Consider the following 26,908-nt stretch of genomic DNA (forward strand, 5'->3'; position numbering starts at 1 on the left):
TAGAACGAAAACTCCCCGGTTTCAATTACACAAGGTTCTGTGAAACAAGGTCCATCCTATCCACTTTTCCGGGAGCAGCAGCCGATTTGCAGCCTATCCTTATGTCATGCAATGCAATATCAACTCACGAGGCAAAGCATTACGGCTGGTCAGCGGCTTGGTGATTACGCTTCTGGGAATTGTTCTGCTGACGTTGTTGATTGCAGGGGTGCTGACGGGGTGGGTATTTTGGACGATCTGCGTGCTGGCTCTGGGGGCAGGGATATTTCAGATATACGAAGGATGGGCGGGGTGGTGTGTCCTTCGTGCGATAGGATTCAAAACGCCTGTTTGAGATGAGATGGCTATGTGGCGGTTACCGCCACTTAACACCGCTGCCGTTTTGAGTCATGAACGACCGGACAGGCGTACGGGTTTAATCCTCTTCAATGCGTAGAGTCTGACTCTGGATCGTGTCAGTGATTGACTTTGTCAGGGTTTGATCCTTGACCTTGAGTCGAATTTCGATCTGTGTCTCCTGAGTGGAATTACGGCCTATGGCCTCGTGCCGCTGCAAGTCATACATCACCTGTGTATTCAATGAGCCGGACTTGAGCTTGATGTCAATTTTGGGACTGCCCGCCTGATTGAGCAATTCTTTTGGAAAAACTTTGGTGACGTCCGGTTCGAGTGAGAGGTTCCCGCGACCAGTCACATTGGCGACGGGGATGCCGGCTATGTCCTCAACCGAGACAAGGGTCTGCTCGAGAGACACGTTGATTTTTCCCAGCTCGTGATTCCACGTATTGCGTGCGGTCCACTTATCTTTGAGTTGTGCCTGCTTTGGTGCGGCGATGATCGTGGCGAGATCACTGGCCGATTCCATAAAATCCAGATTGTTCGGCGGGTCAAATTCTTTCCCGATTTTTCGCTCAATAACTTCCGCCCCACTGGCGCTGAGCACGGAGCCGTCTGCGGCAAGCTCGATCCGTACCGGTACGCCGGCCATCGCCCGAACAAGCTTGTGAATAGTCTCATTTCCACCAGCGGCGCGACGGCTGTCGTTTTCCGTCTTTTCGCCGGCGGCATTCGTGTAGTCGGCACTGATCCAGTCGATGGTCATTACACACGTCGCTCCGCCGTCAGGCTTCACTTTTTCAACCAGCCACGTTACCTCGCTTTTGACTTCGATATGTGTGCCCGCGCTTTGTGAACGGCCTGCTGCTGTGAGAACGATGCGGTTATCACGCATCGTCCATATCTCGTAACGCGATTTTCGTCCCGCCTGAAAATGGGGTTGAAGGTCTGTTGCCTGCTCAACAGCGTTGGCATCCGGAGTATCCGCTGCCGGAGCTAGCACTGCCGGAAACAAGCAGAGAAAAAACGCCGTCACCACAAATAGTTTCTTCATGACACGCCTCAATTTTGCAGTTCGTTCGTATTCTTACGAGTAATCCGATGCGCTACCGCCAGATGCCAATGGGCGGCGGGGAACCCTGCAACAGCATCCATTGAAATTGTGTGATGCGCCAGAGTCCGTCGGGTTGCATCTCCCAGGTAAAAATCCAGTCCGTCACGACTGGAGAGGACGAGCTCTGGCCGCCGAATGTCGTGCGAATGTGGGCAGAGGTGCGTCCAATATTTGGTGTGGATGCTTCTGCCTGTAATCGGCGCGCATCTTGGGCGACGATGGAAAATCGCGGAGTGGCCGAGGCGAGTTCATTAAAAATCTCGTCGGTCGAAAGCCACGGCGATCCATCCGGGCCGAGGAGTTGTGCCCCCGGCGCAACATAACGGCGCAGGCGTGAAAGATCGAGTGGCGCGGTGGATGCGATCATGTCGCGGGTTTGTGCAATGAGCATTTCACGAGTGGTGGTTATCCAAAACGCCAGCAGGACAACCCCGCCAGCCAGTGCCACGGAGACCCCAGCCGCAATTACAACGCGTCGATTTAGTCGGCGAGTTCCTTGAATAAAAAGGATGAGGCCGACCAGAGCAAACATTGTTGCAAGAGTCCCGGGTGCCTCAAACAGGTAGTGTTCAAAAAATGGCGGGTTAGGTAGTGACATAGAGGTGAACGATGATCGACGGGAAAGGATCGGGTGACAAGTACGGATTTCCTCGCGAACTGAAGACCATTTCAAGCGAGTCTTTGAGATGCTCCGATAAAAGCGGTTGGGAGGTCCATGATTACGCCGTCGAACATCCTTCTTGCCAACTTGGCGCAGCTTCGGAAGGTTGAGCCGGAGCTTGCTCAGCGAATATTAGATGCAACTCCCGCGGAGCTGGAGTGGATCCCTTCGCGTGCAGGTCCTCTATCGGCCGTCCTCAAAAGAGATGGAAAAACCTTCACTCTTGCGAGTCGGTTCGACCCGCTGGCGGAGGCAGACAAGCTACTCACCCCTGTCGATTACCAGAAACACGGCGGGATCGTGTTGCTGGGAATGGGGCTTGGCCACCACGTGACACGGGTGGTCCAGCAAATGAGTAAAGATTGCTTGTTGATTATTTTTGAGCCAGATATTTCAGTTCTTCGCGCTGTCCTTGAACGCATCGATTACACCGCATGGTTGGGTAGCGCGAACATTGTTCTTGTCGATGGCGAGATTGACCGAGCGGGGATAGTCAGCCGCGTTGAAAAATACGCCGCGATCATTACTCAGGGGACGATTCTTGTTACGTATCCGGTAACGAGAACGCTGTTCAGCGAGACAATTTCGCGTTTTAGCCAAATCATTACAGACACGTTGTCATACTGTAGAACCACAGTTGCGACATCTCTCGTAAATGGTGCTCGTACAATCGCCAATCTATCGATGAACATCGGTCATTACGCTGCCGGAGCGACTACCGATGAGCTTCATCGTTATGCTGCGGGATTCCCAGCCGTTTGTATCGGAGCCGGGCCAAGCTTGGCGCGCAATGTTCACTTGCTTTCTGACCCGGCGGTTCGTTCCAAAGTGATCGTGATCAGCGCTCAGACAACTCTAAAGCCGTTGTTGGATCGAGGTATTCGGCCGGATTTCGTCACAGCCCTCGACTACCATGAAATCTCTACTCGCTTTTATGAAGGCCTACCGGAGCTGCCGGACGTGACCTTGGTCGCAGAGGCAAAGGTCAACCCGTCGGTTATTGATACCTTTCCCGGCCCGATTCGTTGTACGCAGAATAATTTTCTAGATCGGATCCTGGGAAGTCTGGCTCGGCCACGAGTGCAAATTCGTGGCGGGGCGACGGTGGCCCATCTGTCCTTCTATCTTGCGCAACATCTTGGGTGCGATCCGATCATTCTGATTGGTCAGGATCTGGGATTTTCCGACGGTCTTTATTACTGCCCCGGTACCGCGATCCACGATGTGTGGGCTCCCGAACTTGGAGCGTTCAACACGCTGGAGATGATGGAATGGCAGCGTATCGTTCGCCATCGCAACCACCTTCAAAAAGTGGAGGACATCCATGGCCGGCCCGCTTATTCCGATGAGCAGATGCTCACTTACCTCAAGCAGTTTGAGCGTGATTTCGCAGATGCTCCGCAGACAGTAATCGACGCAACCGAGGGCGGCCTGCCCAAAGACCACACCACCCGCATGGCTCTTGCCGACGCATTGGCGACTTATGCGACCCGGCCAGTGCCTCGCATGTCGCTTCCCGTGCGCGGGCTTGATCCGCAAAAACTGGCAGCAATCCATGATCTGCTCGAGCAACTCATGACAGAGGTTCACGAGCTGCGCCAGCTCACAAAAAAAACCATCCCGATACTCCATCAGATGATTGAACATCAACGCGACATGGAGCGGATGAACAAGCTCTTCCTGGACCTCGATCGCAACAAGAAAAAGGTAGATCGGATGCCGCGGGCGTTTGGGCTGGTGAATGATCTGAACTCAATCGGCGCGTTTAAGCGTGCGCGGGCGGATCGCGCGATACAAAACAGCGGCGGAACCGTGTTTGAAAAACAAACCCGTCAAATTGAGCGTGATCTGGAAAATCTGAATTGGCTTGTTCAGGGTTGTGATGAAGCGATAACGATTTTTCGTAACGCCTTTTCCCGTGTGCAGGCTCAGCGCAAAACTACCGGAAACACTCAGAAGGAAAAATTATCAACACGCGAAACATCGCCGGTGTGATGGCGTAACGAGTGCGTTGGCTGCCGAAAGCACAGTAAGTAACCAGGACAGCCTGAAAGCGTTGAATAGCGGCTTGTCGATGCTGGCAAGCTCAATTGAGGAACAAGGACGTTCAAAATGCCGCGAGTGATTGCTGTCATCCCGACGGATCTGAAGCAGAGCCGCCTCGGCCTGCCTTCGCGGGTGTCGCGCATCGTCGTCGGCCAGCCGGTGGTTCAGCACGTGGTGGAGCGTATTAGCCGTATTGCTTGCATAGAAAAAATCGTGCTGGTACATCCTGAAGGACAACATCCTTCAGAACTGGCGAGCCATCCCAAAATGGTCACACTTTCCGACGCTGGCGGATTGAGCGATCCATACCGCCCGCTTCGTACTGCCGGTCGAAAATGGTCCCTCAATGCCTGGCGTGGCGGACTGGGCGGGTTGACCTGCTATGACGAACTGATGCCAGCCGCGCCGATTCTCAGAGCACTCGAAACCCACGGCGGAGATACCGCACTTCTTGTCGGTGCAGACTGGCTCTTTGTCGATCCCGCTCTTTGCGAGAAGTGTCTGACTTTGCACCTTGAGCATCCCGAGGCTCTCCAATTGACGTTTACTCAGGCCCCCCCGGGCCTGTGCGGACTTGTTCTGGCTAAACCCCTTGTCGAACAATTTGTCGCGACGCCTTCAAGCTATCCGGGCCAGGTCCTTGCGTATGTGCCAAGCCGTCCGCAAGCTGATCCGATCGGCCGGGACGTGTGCGTGCAGATTCCGCCATCGGTACGGAATTGCGGGCTGCGTTTTATAGATGACACGCCGCGCAGCAGCGCGATGATTGATGCCATAGCAGCGCAGCTAGGTCAGGCGTCGATCACCGCCGATGCCGTAGCGGTCACGGATGTTGCCTCAAAGATTTCTGCGACGTGGGCGTCAGTGCCGCAACAGGTGACACTTGAGCTGACGCCACAAAGAGCTGTTGGCGGCAGCATCACCCCGCAACACCATGTCAAAATTGACCGTCCTCCGATTTCAATTGACGAAGCGATCCGCATTGTTAATCAGCTTGGTGATGCAGGAGATGTCGCGTTGACACTTGGCGGTTTAGGAGACGCGTTGCTTTATCCGCACTGGGAGCAAGTAGTCGAAGCTGCCCACCGTGCTGGCGTACTTGGAATTTGCATTGAAACTGATTTGCATGCGGACAAAGCAGATCTTGCACGACTTGTCGAACTTCCGATCGATGTGGTCGCAATTCGATTGAATGCGGATCGCGCAGCGACCTATCAGGCAGTGATGGCCAGCGACCAGTTCGCACAAGTCATTGCGAATCTTCAGTACGTTTACGAGTTGCGCCGTCGCCGGGATGCGACCGCGCCAGGACTGCCATGGCTCGCGCCCCGGATGATTAAGACGGCTGAAACGCTTGATGACATGGAAACCTTTTTTGACAAGTGGATTCACTATCTGGGTCATGCGGTGATCGAGCCGGCAACCAGTGGTTGCGGCCTGATGCCTGAGCAAAGCCCGGTTGCGATGAATCCGCCAAAGCGCCGGCCGTGTCGTCAACTCACCACTCGACTCACGGTGCTTTCTACGGGTCAGGTGGCGCAATGCGATCAGGACTGGCTCGGTCGTGAGTCACGGCGGCGCGACCAACCGCTGGCGGAGTCGTGGAAGTCTTTGCAACAAATTCGCGCCAAGCACGAAGCTGGCGCGTGGGATGAACTCGAACTCTGTGCCGCGTGTCATGAATGGCATCGGCCATAAAGGAGCAGCAGGGGTACAAGACGAGCTGATCGGTTGTGACGCAACGAAGCGTATTGCCGCCAGTTGTGATGTACCCCCTGATACATATGACGACCATCGCTGTCATTATCGCCCGGGCGGGAAGCAAAGGGCTTAGGAACAAAAGCATGCGACCCCTGGCGGGAAAACCGCTGGTTGCATGGACCATCGAGCACGCACTTGGGTCGCGCCGCCCGGATGCCGTCGTGCTCAGTTCGGATGGTGACGACATCCTGGAGGTGGGCCGAAAATATGGAATCGAAACATACAAACGCCCCCCCGAACGCTGCGGTGACAACGCAACCATTGATGATGGGGCACGCCACGGCGTTGAGTGCTGGGAAGCGAAACACGGCAAAACGGCACAGTATGTTGCGATTCTATACGGCAATGTTCCATTACGACCTGCGGACCTGACCGATCGCGCGATGACCAAACTTATCGAGACCGAAGCGGACAGCGTGCAGACGGTGTACCCCGTTGGCAAGATGCATCCGTTATGGATGCGTAAGCTCACCGGTCCATTTGGAGATGTGCTGGAGAATTACCAGCCGAATGAAATATTCCGCCGCCAGGATCTCCCTCCTGTGTATATGCTCAACAGCGGAGTACTTGCGGTAACACGGCAGAATTTGTTCAACGTTGATCCTGCGCACCCGCATAACTTTCTTGGTGCCGATCGGCGTGCGATCGTGACTCGGCCGGAGGATGTCGTGGACGTGGACGACGAGTTGGACTTGATCATTGCAGAAGGGATCGTGGCTCTGCGGTCGCGTCAGGAACGAAGCGGATAAACAAGCCGTCGTACTGTTGCTTGAAAAGCCGAGCTTGAGTCGGCGATAAGGATTGAACCGCGTCATCCTGAAAGAACTACATGCCCAGAAAGAGGCATATTGTTGTTGTTACGGGTACACGTGCCGAGTTTGGGCTGCTCGCGCCGGTTATGCGGGCAATCAGAAACCATCCGCGGCTGCGACTGAGCATCGTCGCCATGGGCACCCATCTGACAACAGGCACGGTTGCAGACATTCTTGCCGCTGGTTTTAAGATTGCGGCAAAAGTCCCGATGCAACGGCGTGGAGTAACCGGCCGCCCGGCGGATGTCGCTGCGTTAGGGCGCGGAATCGTCGGCTTGGGCAAAGTCTTCGAGAAGCTGCGACCTGACGTGGTGCTTGTGCTGGGAGATCGTATCGAAGCGTTCGCGGCAGCAACCGCAGCGAGCGTTGGTGGAATATGCGTTGCCCATATCCATGGCGGCGATCGTGCTGAAGGGGTTGCAGACGAAGCGATGCGACACGCCATTTCCAAACTATCACACATACATTTCCCTGCGACCATCCAAAGTCGTGAACGGCTGATTCGGATGGGTGAGCAGCCAGCCAAGGTATTCATGGTCGGGTCGCCGGCGATTGATGGATTGAAATCAATCAAGCCCACCTCGATTCGCGGGCTGCACGGAATTCTCCTGCAACATCCCATCGGAGCGAGCAACGCAACCGAAGAGTCCTGGATGTGCGAGACGATCAGTGCAACTATTTCCGAGCTTCGCGGTCATTTTCTGCCCATCGCACCCAACAGCGATCCGGGTAGTGACGGCATTCGCCGCGCCATGCGTAGTGTCTGGAAGCGCAACTCCGGCATTGATCAGATTCATTTACCGCGAGCGGAATTTCTCACATGGCTGAAGGCTTCAAGCGTAATTATTGGTAACTCATCCGCAGGATTGATCGAGGCGGCAGCTTTGGGAATTCCCTGTGTCAATATTGGTCCGCGGCAGAACGGGCGTGAAAAACCCGCAAACGTAGTGGACTGTGAGTATGGTCAAGCCAACGTCGCAGCCGCAATACGCCGGGCATTGAAACTTGACCTTAGAAAAATGAAACATCCCTACGGCGACGGTCGATCGGGTCAGCGCATCGCACAACTGCTCGCGAAGCCGTCGCTGACGAAAGGCCCCCTGCGGAAGCTGAACTCATATTGACATAAACAAGATGAGGACTGCCCGGCTTGTGGTTACGCTTCCAGATTCAGCCACTTGATTTCCTGCGATGTTAGCTGGACGTTCAATGCTCGGAGCGAGCTGATGGTTTCGCCGATCGTACGCGGCCCGATGAGCGGGAATGTCGGGAACGGCTGATGCAGCACATAGGCAAGAGCAATGTTGATCGGCTCGACACCTTTCTTCTTCGCCAGCTCAATTGCCCGGTCACGACGCTGGAAATTGTCTTCACTGAACCAGCAGCGGACGACTTCCGCGTCACCGGTGTAATCGCGGGAGATGTGGGGAAGAAAGAAACCTCTTGCCTGGCTTGACCAGGGCATCAAGGCAAGTTGCGTTTTCTCAAACCATGCGCGCGATGCAGGATCGGATGTTCCGACACAACCGTCCCAGACGGGATCGATCATTCGTGCGAGGCTGAAGTTGTTGCTCACCGCCGCGAAGCCGGTCAACCCTTTGGCCTTGGCGTAGTCGTTGGCAGCCTGTACCCGTTCAAGTGTCCAGTTGCTTCCGCCGAATGCACGTATTCGTCCCGCTTTTTTGTGTTCATTGAGCACGTCAACAAACTCTCCCACGGGGATGTCCACGTTATCGCGATGGAGCATATACACGTCAACGTAGTTGGTTTGCATCCGATCTAGACTTATTGCGAGCTGTTCGGTGATGTGCTTGGGTGTGCAGTGCGGTGTGTGAGCACCTTTCCCGAGGATAACGACCTGCTCACGCACGCCGCGCGACTGAATCCACGCGCCCAAATTCTTTTCCAGCTCACCGCCAGCATAGATGTATGCGGTATCAAAGGCGTTGCCGCCACGTTCAAAATAGTCATCAAACATGACGGTGGCGTGCGGATAGAAGGTTTGGTTATCAACGCCCAGGAGCAGCCGCGAAACCGGTTTGTCCACCCCCGGCAGCCGGCCATAAGTCATGGAAGCGCTGTTGCTCTTTTTCAATGTGCGGCCAGACACCGTCCGCGATGAGGCGCCACGTTTCTCCGCGTCATAGACAACGCCGACCCGTGCGCGCCAGGTGTCAAGAGCACGCATATTTCCCAGCGAGTCGTCCCACGTCATGGCTGGTGAAGGTGGCTGAGTTTTGCCCTGTGCCACAGCATCACCAACGACATCCGCTTCAAGCGCATAGGCGGTGACGTCGGCCTTGATGACGACATCCTCCGTTCCTTTGCCGTAGCGTGTGACGTGGAGATGATAGTCGCCCCCCGAACCGCGATCAGCAGTCCATGGCGAGGGAACGAAAATCGAGCCGGATGTGCCAAAGATACGAACGCTGTTATCAAGGTTCAGGCCGACACCTGTTGCGACCTGGGCGACAATCTGATTGGGAAAGGTAAGCGTAGCTGCAGCGTATTCGTCTACACCTGTGGATGCGAGTTTCCCCGAAGCTTTGATATCAATCGGTTCGGCAAAGTCTCTGCCCAGTACTACACCGGCGACGAGCCTCGACATTGAAATGGGGTAACAGCCGACATCCATGATGCCCCCGCCAGCCAGCGCGTTGCTCCAGATTCGGCTTTCTGCATGGAATCCCGCAGAAAAGCCGAAGGTTGCGTGGATCATCCGCACTTCTCCGATTGCTTTGCTCTTGAGCAATTCGACAAGCCTCTGCGTCTGTGGGTGGCAGCGATACATGAACGCTTCCATCAGAAAGACGTTATTTGCCCGGGCGGCTTCGATCATCGCCATCGTCTCGGCGGCGTTCAGACCGATTGGTTTTTCGCAGAGAATGTGTTTCTTCGCCTCGGCAGCGAGAATCGTCCACTGCGCATGCATGGGATGTGGCGGTGCGATGTAAATCGCCTGGACCTGTGGGTCAGCCAGTAGAGCTTCATAGGACCCGTGGGCGCGTGGAACATTAAATTCCTTGGCAAACTTATCAGCCGCCTCCTGCGTCCGGCTGGCGACCGCCACCAGTTTTCCTGTACGCGAATGAACCAGTCCCCTGGCAAACGCCTTGGCGATAGCGCCGGTGCTGAGAATTCCCCAGGCGAGCGATGAAGGCATGACTAAAAATCCTTGTAGGTGAAGTAAAAGTGGCCAGAGCGTATCGGCAGACTTCCATGCTATCAACGTGCGGCGTTGTGAGTTCGGTCAATGGTTGTTCTGTAGGCGTGGATTGTGTCGCCGATCGTAGATCCCCCATAGATCCTGCCCATCAGGGCGGGCTGTGTGTCGAACCATCGTACATATACGACACCTCACGGCATCGTGTGACGAAAAAAACACGGCTTCACACGGGTGATGATCTGGGATGCTGTACAGGTGGATATAATTTGACATCTCGGATGAAGGGATTTCGTCCGGTTATTTGCGAGCACGTTATGGCCACGCCCCCCATGTCTGACACTACGACCGAAGGGGTTCGCGTCGGTGCCACTGCGTTTTACCTGCCGGAAGAATCTGATCCACAACAAGATCGTTATGTTTTTGGTTATCGCGTGGTCATTGTTAATCAGGGACAGGAATCGGTTCAGTTGGTTTCCCGTCATTGGATCATCATCGATGCCGACGGCCATCGCGAGGAGGTCAAAGGTGCTGGCGTGGTGGGGCAAACGCCCACGCTTGAGCCGGGACAGGGATTCAAATACACAAGTTTCTGTCCGCTGAGTACGGAATGGGGCAGTATGGAGGGCACTTATCAGATGCGTCGTGCTGATGGAAAATTGTTCGAGGCACGAATTGGTCGGTTTTTTCTGGCACGGCGGGTTGCGGTCCCCGATGCTGCGCCATAAATCAGCAGCAGATGGAGCACACTTCCGCCCCCATCGCTCCGTTGTCTGGCGTTACTACTCCTTGTGAACTTTCAATGGCCTATTGCCCACGCCACGTCTGCAGCTTGCCGGCTTTCTCGTACATCATGAACCCGAAATAGTCGCACGCCGGCAGTGACTCCTATTGCGGTCGTAGCGCACGTCGCACCGATCAGTTCATCCGGTGCGGGTTGCCGCACGGTTTGGCCGTCCTGAATCTGACAGATCGAACCCATGAAACGCTTTCTGCTCGTGCCCAGCAATAAGGCATAACCCAGATCGACGAACCGGTGGAGATTTCGCAGCAGCGAAAGGTTATGTTCCCGAGTTTTTCCAAAACCGATTCCAGGATCGAGCACGATACCTTCTCGCGGGATACCGGCCTGTTGCGCAATGTCAGCACGGCAGCGCAGAAAAGACAATACCTCGCTGACGACATCGACATAGGTTGGATTTACCTGCATCGTGGCTGGGGTTCCCTGCATGTGCATGAGGACGATTGGCACTCGCCGTTCCGCCGCAAGGGTGAATATGCCTTCGTCATCTCGACCTGCGGAAATGTCATTGATCATGTCTGCACCAGCGTCGAGTGCGGCTCGCGCAACGTCGGTTAAGGTAGTATCGACGCTGACAATTACATTGGGCGGCAGAGCACGAATGACATCAACGATTCGCTTCTTCTGCTCAGAGGCGCTGACACGCTGCGAGCCCGGCCGCGTCGATTCACCGCCCACATCAATAAGATCAGCCCCGTCGGACAGCATTTGTCGTGCATGTTTGACGGCCAAGTCAGTGGTTGTGTGATGGCCGCCGTCACTGAAGCTGTCGGGTGTGACATTGAGGATACCCATGATCCGTGGGCGCGAGAGGTCAAGTGATGTGCCATCAGCCAGCGGGAGGATCATGAGGACATTATGCCGTCCCCGGTCGTGACAGGTCTTGATCAGAGGTAGAATTTCCTTGTGACTCCATCCTCTGCCGTGATTCGCCACCACCCGCGACGCCATGCAGCAGTCCGCACGGATGAATATATCTATTCGCAACTCATTCCCTACCTGGGGAACAAACGGAAACTACTCCCGTTGATTGCGGACGCCTTGGTTTATACGGGTTTGAATCGCGGCACAGTGGTGGACCTTTTCACCGGCAGCACAGTGGTGGCGAGACTAGCCAAGACGCTTGGTCATCGTGTGATCGCTAATGACTGGGAGCCGTATTCCGCAACGATTGCGAGAGCGACCGTATCGCTCAACGCTCCTCCGCCATTTGTCGGACTTGGTGGGGTTGACGCCGCTTTTAGAGCGATCAATAGCGTTGAACCGCGAGATGGTTACATCGCGACGCATTTATGTCCGCGCGATGACGACAAGCCGGACCCCTCGCGGGAACGGATGTTCTTCACTCGCGCCAATGGCAGGCAAATCGATGCCGCAAGGGAGTTGATCGATCATTGGGAATCTACGGAGAAGGTCACACCAGCGGAGCGGGCATATCTGTTAAGCGCGTTGCTTTATGCTGTCAGTTATGTGAGCAATACGTCTGGTGTTTTCAAGGGATTTCATCACGGCTGGGGCGGCAAGACGAGAACGGCTCTATATCGCATTCTGAGTCCGTTGACCCTGCGTCCGCCAGCAACACACGATAACGGTCAGGATAATCGCGCGGAACAACTCGACGCCGCCATGCTGATCGGCAACCTGAAAACCGATCCGGCCCATACAGCTGTTTATCTCGACCCCCCCTACAACCAGCACCCCTACGGAAGTAACTATCACGTACTAAATACGGTTGTGCTCAATGACGCCCCGCCAGTGTCGCCGACCATTACGGCTTCCGCACGTGGACGGGGTCGTCCCAATGCGCGGGATAAGTCGGCGATTCGTACTGACTGGCGAACTCAGCGGCGCAGCGCGTTTAACCACGCGGCTACAGCACCCGTGGCGTTGGCGCGCCTCATCGAAGCCATAGATGCAAGATGGATCATGCTTTCATACAGCACCGACGGCAACATCCCGCTTCGCGAGGTGCTGCGACCGCTCGCCCAGCGCGGCAAGCTCAAGGTATTCACGCGAAAATACAAGCGTTACCGTGTCAGCTCGCCGCGCATGTCTTCAAAATCGCACAATGTCGAATTCGTTGTTGTGACGGATACTGCTGCCCGGCCACAAACCCGATCCGTCGAAAAATTGGCGGAGCAAATCGAATCGGAAGAGCGGCGATTTTGGCGCGGATGATCCTTGCGGCATCGCATCTTTACACAGGAATATCAAAGCCAGCTCCTATAATGAAGACCATGAAAAGCGACGTTCGTAGTCGCAGAACCATTAAGTGTGCGACAACAGCTTTGCTGCTGTTGCTCACGACGTTGTTGTTTGGCGCCAACGAAGCCCCAACCACCGCTGGACGTGCCGCGTCCGACGAGATGACGTCGCAGCCATCTTCCGCCGTAACACCTCCCGGCCCTATAGCCACCCCGGCAGGCCCGCTCTCAAACCTGATCCGCAGCGGTTCCAAGGTTGCGATCTTGCGCGTTGATGGCCTGATCTATGACTTCACCCTGGAAAGCCTCAAGCGTCGTGTTGACCGCGCTGTCGCGGGCGGTGCGACGGTGATCGTGTTTGAAATCGATAGCTACGGCGGTGTCGTGACCAGTGCTCTCGACATTTCCAAGTACATCAAAACGATCCCGGTTCCGACCATTGCGTGGATCAACCCCAAGGCTTATTCCGCGGGCATCCTCATCGCCTCATCGTGCAATGCCATTGTGATGTCATCGTCGGCTGCGGCAGGCGATTGTGCGCCGATCGTGCCGGGACAGAATCTCTCCCCTACGGAACGAGCTAAAGCGCTGTCTCCGATCCTTGCAGAATTCCGCGACAACGCGGTCCACGGCAATTATGACTACACCGTGTTTCACGCCATGTGTGAGCTTGGAGTCCAGCTGTACGAAATTGAGCACAAGGCTACCAACGAGCGGCGGATTGTGAATCAGGCGGATTATGAAGTGATGGTGCGTGGCGCGACGCCGGATCAATTTCGCGGAACAGGGATCAATCCTCCTGTACCAAGTACGACCGCCCCCCCATCCCCCCTGCCCGCACTCACGCCGGGTAACGCTGCCTCGCAGCCGGTTCCTGTGCCGACTCCCGGCGCGCCGGACCCCGCTGCGACGCTTGGTGATGCAGGGACGCGTACCGAGGAAAACTTCAACCCTGACGATCAAGGAGGCTGGACACTGGTGCGGCAAATCCATGATGGCCGATCGCTGCTGACACTTTCACAAGGGGAGGCTACCGCTCTGGGGATTTCACGAGGTGTCGTTCAGAACGAACAGGATCTGCAAAACCTGCTCAGCGCGTCGAGCATCACGCGAATTGATCTTTATTGGGTTGAAGGCGCCGCCTACTGGCTGACACGCCCGTGGATGCGGGCAATTCTGGTGTCGATCGTGTTGTTGGGAGCGTACTTCGAAGCACATTCACCGGGCTTTGGTGTCGGAGGAATTGCTGCTGGTATCGCCCTGCTTCTTCTGATCGTCTCTCCCTACCTCATCGGGTTGGCTGCTGTCTGGCACTTGATTCTCTTTGGTCTTGGGTTGTTGCTGCTGCTGGTGGAGATTTTCCTGATCCCCGGATTTGGTGTGGTGGGTATCGCGGGCATCGTGATGATGTTTGTCGGGCTGGTGCTTGCCATTGTACCGACATCGGGCTCGGGTCCGCTGAGTCTCCCGCCTCCGGAGATGTGGAAACAACTCCAGCTTTCGTTGATCTGGATGCTCGTCGCGGTACTCTTTAGCGGCATCGGGTTTTTTTATATCACGAAATACTTTGGTCACCTCCCGCTGGTTGATCGGATCGTGCTGACACACAGACCGGGTACAGGCGGAGCTATCGCGCGCGAGCTGCCGGTGGGCGGTGACGAGGTGATTGGGTTCGGGAAAATTGTCGTCGGCAATTCCGGTCGGGCACTCTCACAACTTCGCCCCAGCGGACGTGCGGAGATTGATGGCCAGGTGGTCGATGTGGTTACACCCGGCGTATGGATCGAACCCGGAGCGCCGATCAAAGTCGTTGAAGTCGCAGGCAATCGTATCGTGGTAGAGCGAACGTAAGGCTTGACAGGCTTGCCCGCGCGCCGCTGAAACCAAATCACCTAGCTGTTGTTGTGTCGCGGTGAATCAGTGTGCCAAGTCCAGTTCCGGCTGAGGCGGATCGATCTTGAGCAGTTCGACGTCGAAGACGAGAACAGCATTGGGGCCGATGTCCTCGCCAGCACCATCTTCTTTATAAGCGAGTTCAGGGGGAATCCACAGGCGATACTTGCCCCCTTCTTTCATGAGTTGCAGGCCTTCAGACCAGCCTTGAATCACGCCGCGCCCACCAGTGGGATCAAGACTGAATGTCGCAGGCCCCCGCCCTTCCGAGGAATCAAAAACCTTTCCGTCGAGCAGTGCGCCGGTGTAATGGACGGTGACGGTACTCTTGGCGTCGGGCGATTTGCCCTTTCCTTCCTGGAGAATTTTGTACTGCAGGCCGGACTTGGTCGTGACGACCCCTTCCGCGGTCTTGTTTTTTGCGAGGAAAGCTTCGCCCTCTGCTTTATTCTTGGGGGCAAGCACTTTGTTACGTTCAGCGATTTCACGTGCTTTGGCCATCTGCTTTTCGATCATTTCACGTTGCAGTGCGGCCATCGTCTCTTGAATCTGTTGCGGAGTCAGAGCGAGCTTGTTGGCTTTTAGTCCGTCCGTCAGGCCGCGGTTGAACGCATCCTGATCGACAGAGATCGGAGCATTTTTAAGCTCATTGCCGATCTGCACACCAAAAAAATAACTGGCGCGCTGTGCTACGGATTCCAGGCCAGCCGGATAAGTCGTCGCAGCGGGAGCCTCGGCGGCAGCAGGTTGTGTTGCGGCAGGCTGTGCGAATGCAACGCTGGTCGTGATCAACAAAGCCAGCGCGATAAAAAACGCAAAACTTTTCATGAGGTCTCCTTGGAGCAAAATTAGTTACCGCGGAACGCGGCCTGAGGCGGAATGATAGCACAGCCGTTGACTGATACGACTGCGAGGTTCCTCCAGCTCACGCGGCAAGACAACCAAGCACCCGATAAAGTGCGGTTTACTTATAAATTAACTATTAACCTGTTGTTGGCTGTGTGTTCAAGTGGTATCAAACAGGTCGTCAGCTTTGGGAATGGTCAGCTCAAACCGTGCTCCTTCGCCGGGCTTGCTGGTGACGGTGATGGAGCCGCCCGCGTTACGCACCAGATCGCGGCAGATGCAGAGTCCCAGGCCGGTGCCCTTTCTTTCCGCGGGGTCTGCGTGAGGTCGATGAGTGACGAACGGCTCAAACAATCGCTTCATGATGGATTCGGGAATGCCCGGGCCGGTGTCAGCTACGACGATTCGTACAAGGTTGGCTTCAACACATGCGGTAACCGTAAGACGCCCGCCCGTTCGACGCATGGCCTGCTTCGCGTTCAGAAAAAGATTGAGCAACACCTGCTGTAGATTGAGCGGCGACATCGCCACTTGTACGTCAGGAGAATCGACAACCAACGCAATGCCGTCTTTTTTGGGATCACGCGCCAGGCAGCCAATGGCTTCATCGATGACTTGTCGAACCCTCGCTGCATGCTTTTGGTCCGCTTCGCGGGCAAAGCCCAGAAGCGAAGCACTGATGTGGGCTGCACGCTCCGCCCCCGCAAGTGCTTTTTCAACAGCCTTTTTCATGAGCAGGGAATCGTCAGGCTTGGCGAGCGAGAGTTGCGCGTAGCTGATGATCGGCGTGAGTATGTTGTTGTATTCGTGTGCAATGATCGAGGCGATTGTTCCCAGTGTCGCAAGGCGGTGGGAATGGGTCAGCCCCTCACGAACCTGCTGAAACTGAACTTCCAACTGCTCGAAGTGCTTGAGAAGTTGCTCGACACGAGCCAGGTCGTCAGGATGGTGTACCTCGTGCTCAACGATGGAATCGTGTGGTTTCGACTTCATTGATAGAAATATCGGAAGTCACAGGTGTCTGGCTTGACGGAAGCCGACAGCAACACAGAATGACGCAAACAAAGCTAATCATGCGTGTTATGAAAGTCCAATAATTGAAAATGAACAACGGTCACGCATTAAGAAAACGATGTTCACTTTAATTCTACTGGCCATCGCCCCAATTTATTTTATGAGAAGTGTTTTAGCGGCCCGTACTACTCAACTTTCCTTTTGAGACTAAGGCAGCGGCTATTGGGTGTTCCACGTGGAACGCGAGAAATAGGGTTAGTTTTTCTGACCCGGCTTGACGGCGCCGCATTCCGGGCAACGATCTTTTTTTGAAGATCGGAGGTCATATCCGCACGCACCGCAACGCCCCTGCCGTTGCAGGCGCAAAGCCCGACGTGAATCGGCTGGGAACACTGAATGACATTCCGGACAACAGGCGGGGCGTGAACCTTGAAGGTCAAACCCGCAGTTTCTGCAGCGCAATCTTCTTCCGGAGCTTCCGCGAGAAAAATCAAACACCACGGTTGCAATCCAAACGACAACAATCAGCATTGCGCCTATGGCAGCCATAAACACAAAGTGGGGAAATATTCCCGAAGTCATAACTGTGCCAATTGCTTTGTTGTCCAGTTTTATCGTACGGAAGAAGAATAGCAATGGTGATCTGTTTGCAAAAAGTTTCCATCGTTTCACGTGGAACATCTTGAAGGTCGAGTGAATCGCGGATAGGCTTGAGCTGAACACGGAGGTTCACATGGCGGAAACAAAATCTCGTCCACCTCGGCTTGGAAAAGGGCTTAGCAGTCTGATGGGGAGGGCGGTTGAGGTCGCCTTGCCTGCAAAAGAATTGTCGGCCGCAACAAAGCCAGGAGACGCGCCAGGCGTGTCGGCTATTACGGGTACCAATCATCTTGTCGCTCAGCAGCCCCCTGCCGTTGACCGGCGAGACGGATTGGTGGATTTACCCATCGAATCCATTCAACCCAACCCCCACCAACCGCGTCAACATTTTGACGAGGGATCTCTCCAGCAACTTGCTGCATCTATCCGTTCTGCCGGAGTAATGCAGCCTGTGATTGTCCGCCCTGTTAGGGGTGTGACTCAGGAGGGGGCGGAACGATACGAACTGGTTGCTGGCGAGCGACGATGGCGGGCAGCCCAAGTTGTTGGCCTGTCTTTTCTGCCAGCGATTATTCGACAGCTCGACGATCTTCAGCTCTCTGAATGGGCGATCATCGAAAATCTTCAACGCGAAGATTTGAATCCAATCGATAGGGCAGAGGCTTTTCAACGGCTTATACAACAATTCAATCTTACCCACGAAGATATCGCAGCTAGGGTTGGATTAGATCGATCGTCAATATCTAACAATCTGAGATTACTTAACTTAACAAAAGAAGTGTGTGGTCTTGTTAGAGCTGGAAAATTATCAGCCGGCCAGGCAAAGGCGCTGGTAGGGGTCTCTAATCCTCAGCAGCAGGCTGGCTTGGCTCATCGAGCGGTGAAGCAGGAGTGGTCGGTGCGACAACTGGAGCAAGCTGTCCGAATGCTGTCAGGAGCAACAACGCCAGACCCTCCATCGGGGGATGATAAAAACAAAACAAATCGTCTTTCCGCTCACTTGGCGGACCTTGAACAGCAGATCGGAAGGCAACTTTCAACCAAAGCCAGGATACGTCCGGGACGAAAAAAGGGTACGGGCAGCCTGACAATCGAGTTTTATTCAATCGATCAGTTCGATTCACTGTTATCAAAGCTAGGAATAGAAACCGAATAGTTGATTGTATTTTTAATCAACTTTTAGTTGTGGTTGTTGGTTCAACGGGGGTGTGATATGGCTTTGAGTGGCGGCAGGAGCGGGGGCTGCGGAATGCGGTTGGTTATATCTCTGTCACTCTGTGCGTAGTCTTTGCGTGTTCTGTGGGGTGACATGGAATAGAATCACGTTCTGCGGAGTGAGGCTTGGTCAGCGGTGAGGCACTGTTCCACAGAGATTCACACGAAAGCAATGACTGAACCTTATCTCGACATACGTACTGCCGATGGTCGGACACTCAGGAAACCTCTGGGTGACAAGCCGCTCACCATTGGTCGGCATCCCGACAACGCGCTGAACATCGCCGAAGACACCGCCAGCCGCTTTCACTGCGTCATTGAAAAAATCCCATCCGGCTACCGCGTGCGCGATCTCAAATCCCGCAACGGCATCAAACTTAATAACCAGAAGATAGAAACCGCATCACTTAAAAACGGCGACACCCTATCAATCGGTAAGACAATCTTTCGCTTTGTTTTTGACAATCCTGCGGAAGCGGTCAACAAGCCAGCCAAGCCCGTTCCGCCGCCGCGTTCGTCAAAGTCCACGCCGAGCAGGCCAACTGCTCATGCTGTGAACCCAGTCATTCCTCACGAAGAAGAGGAGGCCCCAATCGCGATGCGCGCTGACCCAGAGGAGGCGGTGCAGCCTGTCGAACCCATTGTGCTTGAGCCGGTTGAGGATGATGAAGGCGAGAGCGGCTCATCGAATGAGGATTCTTTAGCAGCGCTGCGCAAATTTGCAGCGCAGGGTGAGGGTGAAAATCTGTCCGAACATGATCTGATCCTGGCAAACTCCCGCGGCGAGACGGTTCACGCTGCCATGGGGAAAGAAGGGGATGAAGCCCGTGAAAGTCAGGAGGGCGTGCGCATCATGCGATTGCTGCTGCTTTCCTGTGCTCGTACGCGCGCAACCGATCTGCATGTTGAGCCCAAAGCCAGCGACTACATCGTCCGGCTGCGTATTGATGGCACGATGGTTGAAGCGATGCATCTGGACCGCCGCACCGCTCAGCGTCTAGTTGGCGTGACGAAGGTTCTCAGTGACATCGATATTTCGCAGCGCGCAATTGTTCAGGAGGGGCACTTTTCCGTGCAATTAGCGGGGCGGCGAATCGACTACCGCGTCAGTTTCACACCCAGCGTGCACGGTCAAAAACTGGTTATTCGTGTTCTCGATCTGGCTAATGCGCCGCGCTATCTCACCGATCTGCAGATGCCCGAATGGATGAGTAACCAGGTCAGGCGCGTTTCGAAGCAGGATGCGGGCATGATTCTCGTGACCGGACCAACCGGCTCGGGCAAGACGACGACGCTGTACACCGTGCTGCGCGACATCGACGTCAATCAACGTAACGTCGTGACGATTGAAGATCCCGTTGAATACCAGCTCCCGGGTGTGACGCAGATTCCTGTCGATGCGCACAAAGGCAATAACTTTGCGCAGCTTCTGCGTTCGATTCTTCGTCAGGATCCAGACGTAATTCTCCTGGGCGAAATTCGTGATAAAGAAACAGCCATGACCGCCATGCAGGCTGCCATGACAGGCCACCTTGTCCTCTCAACGGTTCACGCCAAGGACACGATCGGCACGATCTTTCGCCTCCTCGATCTGGGAATTGAACCGTACCTGGTTGCATCAGCATTGAACCTTGTCATCGCCCAGCGACTGGTGCGCGTTCTTTGCCCGCATTGCAAAGTGGAAAAGAAGCCGACTCCGCAGCAGCAGATGCGCATGGGTAAAGCCATCGAGGGCATGACTCGGATTTATATTCCTGCGGGTTGTTCCAAATGTATGGGAACGGGCTACGCCGGCCGCCGTGCGATTTTTGAACTACTCCATGTCACAGATGAAATCCGTGACCTGATCCTCAAGTCCCCGACGATCACTGCTATCCGCGACTCCCTCAAGATGGAAGTATTTACATCTCTCCAGCACAACGGCTATAAACTCGTAGCGGAAGGCATCGCCTCTATGGAAGAGATCGAGCGCGTGACGGGAACCGAATAACCGTGGAAACTGGTGGGGGCGAATGAGTCTGCCTACCTGGGTTCCTGCTGACTCAGACAGTGAAAAGCTCCGAGTCCGACCACCAACGACTCGGCTCGTATTCCAATCACACGATGTTTTGGCATTGCCTGCTGAAGAATATCAAGAGCTTTGTCGTCGGTTGGCTGGCCAAAAATGGGTACGAACACCCCGCCATTGGCGATAAGAAAATTCGCGTAGCTTGCCGGCACCGGGTTTAGTCCGCCGGGTCCGAAGCGGTCAGCAGGAAACTGGTAGAGAATCGGATCAGGCACCGGCAGGTCGATGACTGTCAGTTTTTTCCCGTTCTGATCACGAGCGTTGCGTAGTGCTCGCCGATTTCTATTCAGAATTTCAAAATCGGGATGGTTGCTGGGCGCGTGAATGCTTACGATTGTTTCCGCGTTGATGAATCGCGCGATGTCATCAATGTGACCGTCGGTGTCGTCGCCGATGATGCCGCCGGGCAGCCAGAGGACATGGTGGGTGCCCAGTGCTTCGTGAACCTCATCTATGATTGCTTCCCGTGAAAGATGGGGGTTACGGTTTTTATTCAGCAGGCACTGTTCGGTAGTCATGACAGTGCCGCAGCCGTTAACCTCGATCGATCCACCTTCGAGTACGAGGTCGTGAATCCACAAAGGCACTCCCAGATGTTTGGCGAGGTACTGTGGTACCAGATCGTCGAGAGTGCGATCTTCGTACTTGCCGCCCCAACCGTTGAATCGAAAATCATGGGCAGCTTTTGGTGCGCCGGAGACATTGACAGATGATTTTCCGCGAGCAGCCGTCTCCGTACTTTGTGTGTGATCAGACTTGACTACGAAAATCGGTCCGTAATCTCGAATCCATGAATCGTTGGTTTTGATGCCGAGTCCCTGTGTTGTCGCAACGTCAACATAAGGCTTCATCGCTTCCATCAACTCAGCAAATTGTTTCTGCGCTGCTGGTAAGCAGCCCGGCCAGGTTTCCTCATTATGAGGAGGAGTTAGCCAGATACGGGTCGTCGGCTCCCACTCTGCGGGCATGCGGTAACCCAACTCGCGGGCGGAGGCGGCAGGGCGGGGAAGTTTCACAGCAAAGGGCGTTAATGGGTGAGACATAAGGTCACTTTAAAGCACGGTGTAAGAAAATACTGAATCCAGTTATCTCGCTGGCTTATTAATCTGTGATGAGTTTACGAGACGAAAAACACCTGCAGGTTGATTTCTGTCTTGACATATCTGGCAGCGATGTTTGCGGATGAGGCGTTATTTACTTCGCGCACTTAAACATACGTGATCAATGGTTGTTCCAAATAAATCATCGCTACTGTTGGACTAACTGAGTTTTCCTGAAGCTTCGATCGGCCAGATATCAATAACCTTCTCACCATCGTGAACATAGAACTCTCGATATAGATTGCAGGTCGTGCATGCGTGGCTTGAAATGAATTCGACAGTATCACCAACGCGCCAAGAGGGTACGTTTTTCATCGCACAATGCTCTTCAGCAAGAAAGAAGGGAATCACGACATCTGGATGCCCTTTAATTTTCGGCAGGCCAAACTCTGCGCCGGCTCCTTTGACTCCTATGTCAAGAACAGCACGATCGCCATTCCTGCTGATGACACGAGTCAGAATGGTCAACGCGATCTGAAATTGAGGCACCAACTCCTGATACCGCCAATCCATCGTCGCATAGGTGCCGCACTGAAGTTCTAACATCCGACGCATGATGCCGACGGTTGCGTAGGTTGAAGAAGCACCGCCGCTAATTCCACGGCATGGGATGCCGTTCTGCTCCAGCAGGTCACAGGTATCGACCGCTTTTTGCATAGCCTCTTGTGTTTTGATGTAGCGCTGCTGTGAATCAGACAGATAGACCGTGTGACCTTCATAGGCCTGGATGCCGTCGAATCGAATCCCTGGCAGATCGATAATCTGCCTTGCGAGCTTGAGGGACTCCTCACCAGGCTGAGTGCCGCAGCGCGCCATGCCCAGATCGACTTCGAGCAGTATGCCGATCTCCACTTTGGCATCACGAGCCGCGTTGGAAATAGCTGCCGCCTGCTCGATTGCATCAACCGCAACGCCGACCTTTGCCTTTTTCGCAACCTCAACCAACCGTTTCACTTTTATCGAACCTACAACCTGATTGGCGACGAGAATGTCATCAAACCCGTGATCGGCGAGCACCTCTGCCTCTCCGAGTTTGGCGCAGGTAAGGCCGACCGCACTACCTGCCGCCAACTGTCGCCTTGCAAGCGTGACGCATTTGTGGTTTTTGAAATGAGGCCGGAGCTGACAGGTTTTGTTCCGAAAAAAGTCAGCCATCACTTGAAGGTTGTGATCCACTTTGTGAATGTCGAGGAGCAAAGCGGGGGTATCGAGATCCATGATGCGCGATCCGATCGCAGAATGAGGTCGCGCATGGGACTGTGGAGTTGTCTTGTGGCGTGCAGCGGTACTCACTCCGGCCATCCACCCTTCTCGGTTCCCAGGCCGTAAAGCACAGCCTTGGTATTCGTGAACTCGTGTACAACCTCGTCGAATCCCAACTCTGTACCGACGCCGCTCATTTTGAAGCCGAATACCGGGACATTTGCTCTGAGAAAACCTCCGCCGTTAATGACGATGCGACCAGCCTTGAGTTGTCGTGCGAGTCGTAGCGCCCGGCCGCCATCGCTTGTCCAAATGCTTGCCATCAGGCCGTATTCCGAATCATTCGCAAGCCGTACCGCGTCTTCCTCATCCTTAAATGTCATTACCGACAGAACAGGGCCAAAGACCTCCTCCCGCGCGATCGTCATGTGCGGCTTGACTCCATCGAATATGGTCGGCTTGTAATAAGGCAGATTTTCCAAGCCTTTTGGCTTTTCACCGCCTAGAAGTAGCGAGGCACCTTCGCTGCGAGCTTTACTTACGTAGTTTTCGATTGTTTTCAGGTGCGCAGACGTGGCGATACAACCCAGATGATTACGAGCATCTGTTGGATCGCCTTGGCGCAATCCTCTGGCCTTGGCGACGACTCGATCGACGAGCTCGTCATGTTGCTTCTCGTGTACCAGCACACGACTGGCAGCTACGCATACCTGGCCGAGGTTGAAAAAGATTCCGGTGACGATGCCGTTAACCGCGTGTTCTAACGGAGCGTCGGGAAAGATCAGGTTTGGTGTTTTGCCGCCCAGTTCCAGAATCACGCCTTTGACGTTTTTTCGGGCAGCTTCAAGCATGTGTCGGCCGGTTTCTATCCTGCCCGTAAAGGAAATCTTGTCGATGCCAGAATGCTCGACAAGTGCTTTCCCCGCATCACCGCCAAGTCCGTTGATGATATTGAGCACACCTGGCGGAAGCCCGACCTCATCGGCGATCTCGCCGAGCATCAGAGCTGACAGGGGAGATAGTTCTGACGGCTTGAAAACGATGGTATTGCCGGTCGCCAGTACTGGTGCAATTTTGATAGCTGCGTTAGTCAGCGGAAAGTTCCACGGCGTGATTGCTGCAATCACACCCTTAGGCTCGCGGAACTGCATAGTCACGTTGTCGTTGAGTGTTCCGAAGCATCTGCCGGAGATTTTGTCAGCAAGGCCCGCATAGCTTTCAAAAAGCTCAACCGCGCACGGCACGTCGAAGCCTTTACTTTCTCGGATCGGCTTGCCGATGTTAAGCGTGTCGGTGAGTGCAAATTCCTCAGCGCGGTCGCGGATCTTCTGTGCAAAGCGAAAGAGAATACGACTTCGTTCCAGCGCATCCATTCGCGGCCACGGGCCTTCATCAAAGGCTCTTCGTGCTGCCGTCACCGCGCGATCGACATCGATCACATCAGCCAGCGAGACGTTCGCAAGGGTTTCGCCGGTGGCGGGGTTATTAACGGCCAGCGTCTTGCCCGACGCGGAGGCAACCCACTTGCCGTTGATGTACAGCTTGGTCGGCCACTTTGGTAGGCGGATTGATCCCGACGCGGAGGCGGTCGTGGTCATAATGGGCGCTCCAGTGAAGCGTATCGGAGTCGGTAAATATAAACCATAACTCACACGCTGTGCTTTTCACCGAGAAGAGTGACAGGAAAGCAAATAGACAGCGGTTGCAGTCGATCAAGAACGGACTTTTGGCGCGATACGTTTGGAATGATCAATCAATGAGTCGTTTGGTAATCTGTCCGTAGGCGTCGATCCTGCGGTCGCGCAGAAAAGGCCAGCCCTGTCGGATTTCATCCATCCGATCAAGAGGACAATCCGCGGTCAATACTTCTTCATCTCTATCACCAGCCTGTGCGATGATTACGCCGCCGGGGTCAGCGATAAAGCTGCCACCCCAGAATTCCAGATCGTCTTCAACGCCGACACGATTGATCGCAGCAACAAAGACGCCGTTGGCGATGGCGTGTGCTCGCTGAATAGTCTGCCACGCCTCCTTCTGTTGTTTACGATCAAAAGGAGTTTCCTTGTGATACCAGCCGATGGCGGTGGGGTAGAAAATGATTTGCGCACCGTGCAATGCGGTAAGCCGTGCCGCTTCGGGATACCACTGATCCCAACAGACGAGCATCCCAGTCTTGACCTCTTGATTTTTCGGGCGACGCCAGGAAAGGGTTTGCGTCTGCCAGCCGAGGTCGCCAGGGGTGAAATAGTATTTCTCAAAGAATCGCGGATCGTCTGGAATGTGCATTTTCCGATACTTGCCGACAATTTCTCCGGAAGGAGAGATCATCACTGATGTGTTATGAAAAACGCCAGCAGCGCGTTTCTCAAATAACGATGCGGTGAGGTAAATCTTGAGCCTCTTAGCCAGCTCGCCGAGTTTTTGCGTTGTTGGTCCGGGGATCGACTCCGCGAGCTTAAATCGCTCGTCGCTTTCGATCTGGCAGAAATAGCTTGTGAGAAAAAGCTCCTGTGTCGCGACAACTTGCGCTCCACGACCAGCGGCATCGCGGATCATCGCGATGGCTTTATTGAGATTCCTGGCTTTGTTGAAGCCGGGCGAGGCATGCTGGATCAGGCCGAGGCGGACAATATTATTTTTGCTGCTCATTGGATATTCCGGCGGCACCGTTTATTTGTAGGAACAGGTCTGCCACTCTCTGATGATATCGGTCTGGTTACGATGTTGCCGCACTCCAAGGTTTAACTCATGGCCACTACCCTCCTTGCCGGAGTTGCCCGGCGTGACATCACCCCTCCTCTGGGCGTGCCGCTATTTGGCTATCCCAATCCGCAACGTGTCGCCGAATCAGTTCGCGATGGGCTGAATGTGACCGTACTCGTGCTGGAGCAGGATCAAATCAGCGCAGCCATTGTGAGTTGTGATTTATGTCTCCCTGACGATGAAACTGTCGCGCAGATTAGAGCCGGCGTGTCTCAAAAGATTGGCATCCCGCCGCTGCATGTCACCGTGAGTTACACACAGACCCACAGCGGGCCTTCCACACAAACCGCATGGGGTTGGAGCGATCGCAATGACACGTATTTGGCGATGATGACTTCGCGAGCCATTGAAGCTGCCGTTGAGGCTTGGAATGTGCGACAGCCCGTACGGGTCGGGATAGCCACCACCAGCAGCGATGTAGGAGTTAACCGTCGTGAATTGGGCGAAAACCACCAGGTTGGCCTAGGGGTCAACCCGTGGGGTCTGTACGATCCAACGATGACAGTGCTGCGTTTTGTCACCATTGCCGATCAATCATTGGCGACGATTATTCACTATGGTGCTCATCCGACAGTTCTGGATGGCTCGACCCGTGCCATTTCACGAGATTGGCCGGGTGTCATGGTTGATCGAGTTGAGCATTTTTCCAAAGCGCCAGCAATTTTTATCAATGGCGCTGTCGGCGATATCGCGCCGCGATCCAACACACTCCGCGCCGTGGGCGATGGGGAAATCGCGTTGCAGGAAGTCGGCACCCGCGCTGCGATGGATGCGATGCGAGCTTTCCGGCAGATCAAGGATTTTCGTGATCTTAAACTTGCAGTTCATACGGGTACATTCACGATGCCCTATAGGCCGATCGCTCCGCTTGACGAGGCGGTTAGAAAGGTTGCCGAGTATGAGTCGAAAAAAGATGTTTACGGTACGCCGCGATGTGAATTTCTTCACTGGTCAGCAGTGGTAAAAGCACATGAACAAGGCGGCGGGGTGGAAGGCAAGAAGTTTGATCAAACCATCACGTCGCTTGACCCTGTGGCGATCGTCGCATTTCCTGGTGAAGTATTTGCTGAAACAGTCATGCGACTGAGAAGATCAAGCCCCTTTGAATACACGCTTTCAGCAAGCACGACTAACGGATCAAACGGTTACTTTCCCACCCGGGACAGCCTGCATCGCGGCGGTTACGAGGTGTGGGTCGCGAAGGCCTTTGGCCCAAGCATCTTCGTGGAGAACATCGACGACGTTCTTTTTGAAGAAAATCTAAAATTACTCCGTGAAGCATGGAAGCGCGGGAGAAAATGAGCTCA

General features: G+C 54.6%; 21 protein-coding genes. 11 read left to right on the forward strand and 10 right to left on the reverse strand.

The window, feature by feature from the left end; translation table 11 throughout:
• Nucleotides 1–106: 106 nt before the first annotated feature.
• Nucleotides 107–334: a hypothetical protein gene (locus IT444_01445; protein ID MCC7191419.1), complete on the forward strand. Its 228-nt coding sequence runs from the start codon at nt 107–109 to the stop codon at nt 332–334.
• 81 nt (nt 335–415) lie between these two features.
• Here the strand turns inward: IT444_01445 and IT444_01450 are convergent, their stop codons facing one another.
• Together IT444_01450 and IT444_01455 are read right to left on the reverse strand one after the other, a co-directional pair.
• Nucleotides 416–1,390 carry a hypothetical protein gene (locus IT444_01450; GenBank protein ID MCC7191420.1) on the reverse strand — a complete coding sequence of 325 codons (975 nt, stop codon included), beginning with the start codon at nt 1,388–1,390 and terminating at the stop codon, nt 416–418.
• Nucleotides 1,391–1,442: 52 nt separating this feature from the next.
• Nucleotides 1,443–2,048, reverse strand: coding sequence for a hypothetical protein (locus tag IT444_01455; protein MCC7191421.1), 606 nt, complete (start codon nt 2,046–2,048; stop codon nt 1,443–1,445).
• Between the two features lie 117 nt (nt 2,049–2,165).
• On the opposite strand from IT444_01455, the gene IT444_01460 reads away from it, so the two are divergent.
• From IT444_01460 to neuC, 4 genes are all read left to right on the forward strand, one after another.
• Nucleotides 2,166–4,106, forward strand: a complete 1,941-nt coding sequence (locus IT444_01460; GenBank protein ID MCC7191422.1) for a motility associated factor glycosyltransferase family protein — start codon at nt 2,166–2,168, stop codon at nt 4,104–4,106.
• A gap of 117 nt (nt 4,107–4,223) precedes the next feature.
• The gene (locus IT444_01465; protein MCC7191423.1) at nt 4,224–5,855 is read left to right on the forward strand and encodes a hypothetical protein; all 1,632 of its coding nucleotides are present in this window, start codon (nt 4,224–4,226) and stop codon (nt 5,853–5,855) included.
• Between the two features lie 86 nt (nt 5,856–5,941).
• Complete coding sequence (locus IT444_01470; protein MCC7191424.1) at nt 5,942–6,667, forward strand: acylneuraminate cytidylyltransferase family protein; 726 nt, start codon at nt 5,942–5,944, stop codon at nt 6,665–6,667.
• A gap of 80 nt (nt 6,668–6,747) precedes the next feature.
• Entirely contained in the window at nt 6,748–7,854 is a 1,107-nt protein-coding gene (gene neuC, locus IT444_01475) for a UDP-N-acetylglucosamine 2-epimerase (hydrolyzing) (protein MCC7191425.1), read from the forward strand.
• 32 nt (nt 7,855–7,886) lie between these two features.
• Here the strand turns inward: neuC and IT444_01480 are convergent, their stop codons facing one another.
• Nucleotides 7,887–9,893, reverse strand: a complete 2,007-nt coding sequence (locus IT444_01480) for an aldo/keto reductase (GenBank protein ID MCC7191426.1) — start codon at nt 9,891–9,893, stop codon at nt 7,887–7,889.
• A gap of 317 nt (nt 9,894–10,210) precedes the next feature.
• On the opposite strand from IT444_01480, the gene apaG reads away from it, so the two are divergent.
• The gene (gene apaG / locus IT444_01485) at nt 10,211–10,621 is read left to right on the forward strand and encodes a Co2+/Mg2+ efflux protein ApaG (GenBank protein ID MCC7191427.1); all 411 of its coding nucleotides are present in this window, start codon (nt 10,211–10,213) and stop codon (nt 10,619–10,621) included.
• Nucleotides 10,622–10,692: 71 nt separating this feature from the next.
• Here apaG and folP read toward each other — a convergent pair whose 3' ends face one another.
• Nucleotides 10,693–11,544: a dihydropteroate synthase gene (gene folP, locus IT444_01490; GenBank protein ID MCC7191428.1), complete on the reverse strand. Its 852-nt coding sequence runs from the start codon at nt 11,542–11,544 to the stop codon at nt 10,693–10,695.
• Between the two features lie 57 nt (nt 11,545–11,601).
• On the opposite strand from folP, the gene IT444_01495 reads away from it, so the two are divergent.
• Nucleotides 11,602–12,873 (forward strand): DNA adenine methylase, encoded by a 1,272-nt coding sequence (locus tag IT444_01495; GenBank protein ID MCC7191429.1) that lies wholly within the window; start codon nt 11,602–11,604, stop codon nt 12,871–12,873.
• 59 nt (nt 12,874–12,932) lie between these two features.
• A complete protein-coding gene (locus IT444_01500; protein MCC7191430.1) occupies nt 12,933–14,750 on the forward strand; it encodes a hypothetical protein in 1,818 nt (605 codons plus the stop codon).
• A gap of 66 nt (nt 14,751–14,816) precedes the next feature.
• Here the strand turns inward: IT444_01500 and IT444_01505 are convergent, their stop codons facing one another.
• Both IT444_01505 and IT444_01510 read right to left on the reverse strand, forming a co-directional pair.
• Nucleotides 14,817–15,620, reverse strand: coding sequence for an FKBP-type peptidyl-prolyl cis-trans isomerase (locus tag IT444_01505; protein MCC7191431.1), 804 nt, complete (start codon nt 15,618–15,620; stop codon nt 14,817–14,819).
• Between the two features lie 177 nt (nt 15,621–15,797).
• Entirely contained in the window at nt 15,798–16,631 is an 834-nt protein-coding gene (locus tag IT444_01510; protein ID MCC7191432.1) for a HAMP domain-containing histidine kinase, read from the reverse strand.
• A gap of 754 nt (nt 16,632–17,385) precedes the next feature.
• On the opposite strand from IT444_01510, the gene IT444_01515 reads away from it, so the two are divergent.
• Complete coding sequence (locus IT444_01515) at nt 17,386–18,408, forward strand: ParB/RepB/Spo0J family partition protein (protein ID MCC7191433.1); 1,023 nt, start codon at nt 17,386–17,388, stop codon at nt 18,406–18,408.
• 231 nt (nt 18,409–18,639) lie between these two features.
• Nucleotides 18,640–20,457 carry a Flp pilus assembly complex ATPase component TadA gene (tadA, locus tag IT444_01520; GenBank protein ID MCC7191434.1) on the forward strand — a complete coding sequence of 606 codons (1,818 nt, stop codon included), beginning with the start codon at nt 18,640–18,642 and terminating at the stop codon, nt 20,455–20,457.
• 32 nt (nt 20,458–20,489) lie between these two features.
• On the opposite strand, the gene IT444_01525 is transcribed toward tadA, so the two are convergent.
• The 4 genes from IT444_01525 to IT444_01540 all read right to left on the reverse strand — a co-directional run bounded on the left by IT444_01525 (nt 20,490) and on the right by IT444_01540 (nt 25,487).
• Nucleotides 20,490–21,578 (reverse strand): agmatine deiminase family protein, encoded by a 1,089-nt coding sequence (locus IT444_01525; protein ID MCC7191435.1) that lies wholly within the window; start codon nt 21,576–21,578, stop codon nt 20,490–20,492.
• A gap of 216 nt (nt 21,579–21,794) precedes the next feature.
• Entirely contained in the window at nt 21,795–22,853 is a 1,059-nt protein-coding gene (locus IT444_01530; GenBank protein MCC7191436.1) for a DSD1 family PLP-dependent enzyme, read from the reverse strand.
• Nucleotides 22,854–22,924: 71 nt separating this feature from the next.
• Nucleotides 22,925–24,436, reverse strand: coding sequence for an aldehyde dehydrogenase (locus IT444_01535; protein MCC7191437.1), 1,512 nt, complete (start codon nt 24,434–24,436; stop codon nt 22,925–22,927).
• Nucleotides 24,437–24,587: 151 nt separating this feature from the next.
• Nucleotides 24,588–25,487, reverse strand: coding sequence for a carbon-nitrogen hydrolase (locus tag IT444_01540; protein MCC7191438.1), 900 nt, complete (start codon nt 25,485–25,487; stop codon nt 24,588–24,590).
• A 99-nt stretch (nt 25,488–25,586) separates the two neighbouring features.
• Here IT444_01540 and IT444_01545 point away from each other — a divergent pair, with 99 nt between their 5' ends.
• Nucleotides 25,587–26,903 carry a neutral/alkaline non-lysosomal ceramidase N-terminal domain-containing protein gene (locus IT444_01545; protein ID MCC7191439.1) on the forward strand — a complete coding sequence of 439 codons (1,317 nt, stop codon included), beginning with the start codon at nt 25,587–25,589 and terminating at the stop codon, nt 26,901–26,903.
• Nucleotides 26,904–26,908 lie beyond the last annotated feature (5 nt).

The organism is Phycisphaeraceae bacterium, assembly GCA_020851465.1.
Taxonomy (GTDB): Bacteria; Planctomycetota; Phycisphaerae; order Phycisphaerales; family Phycisphaeraceae; genus JADZCR01.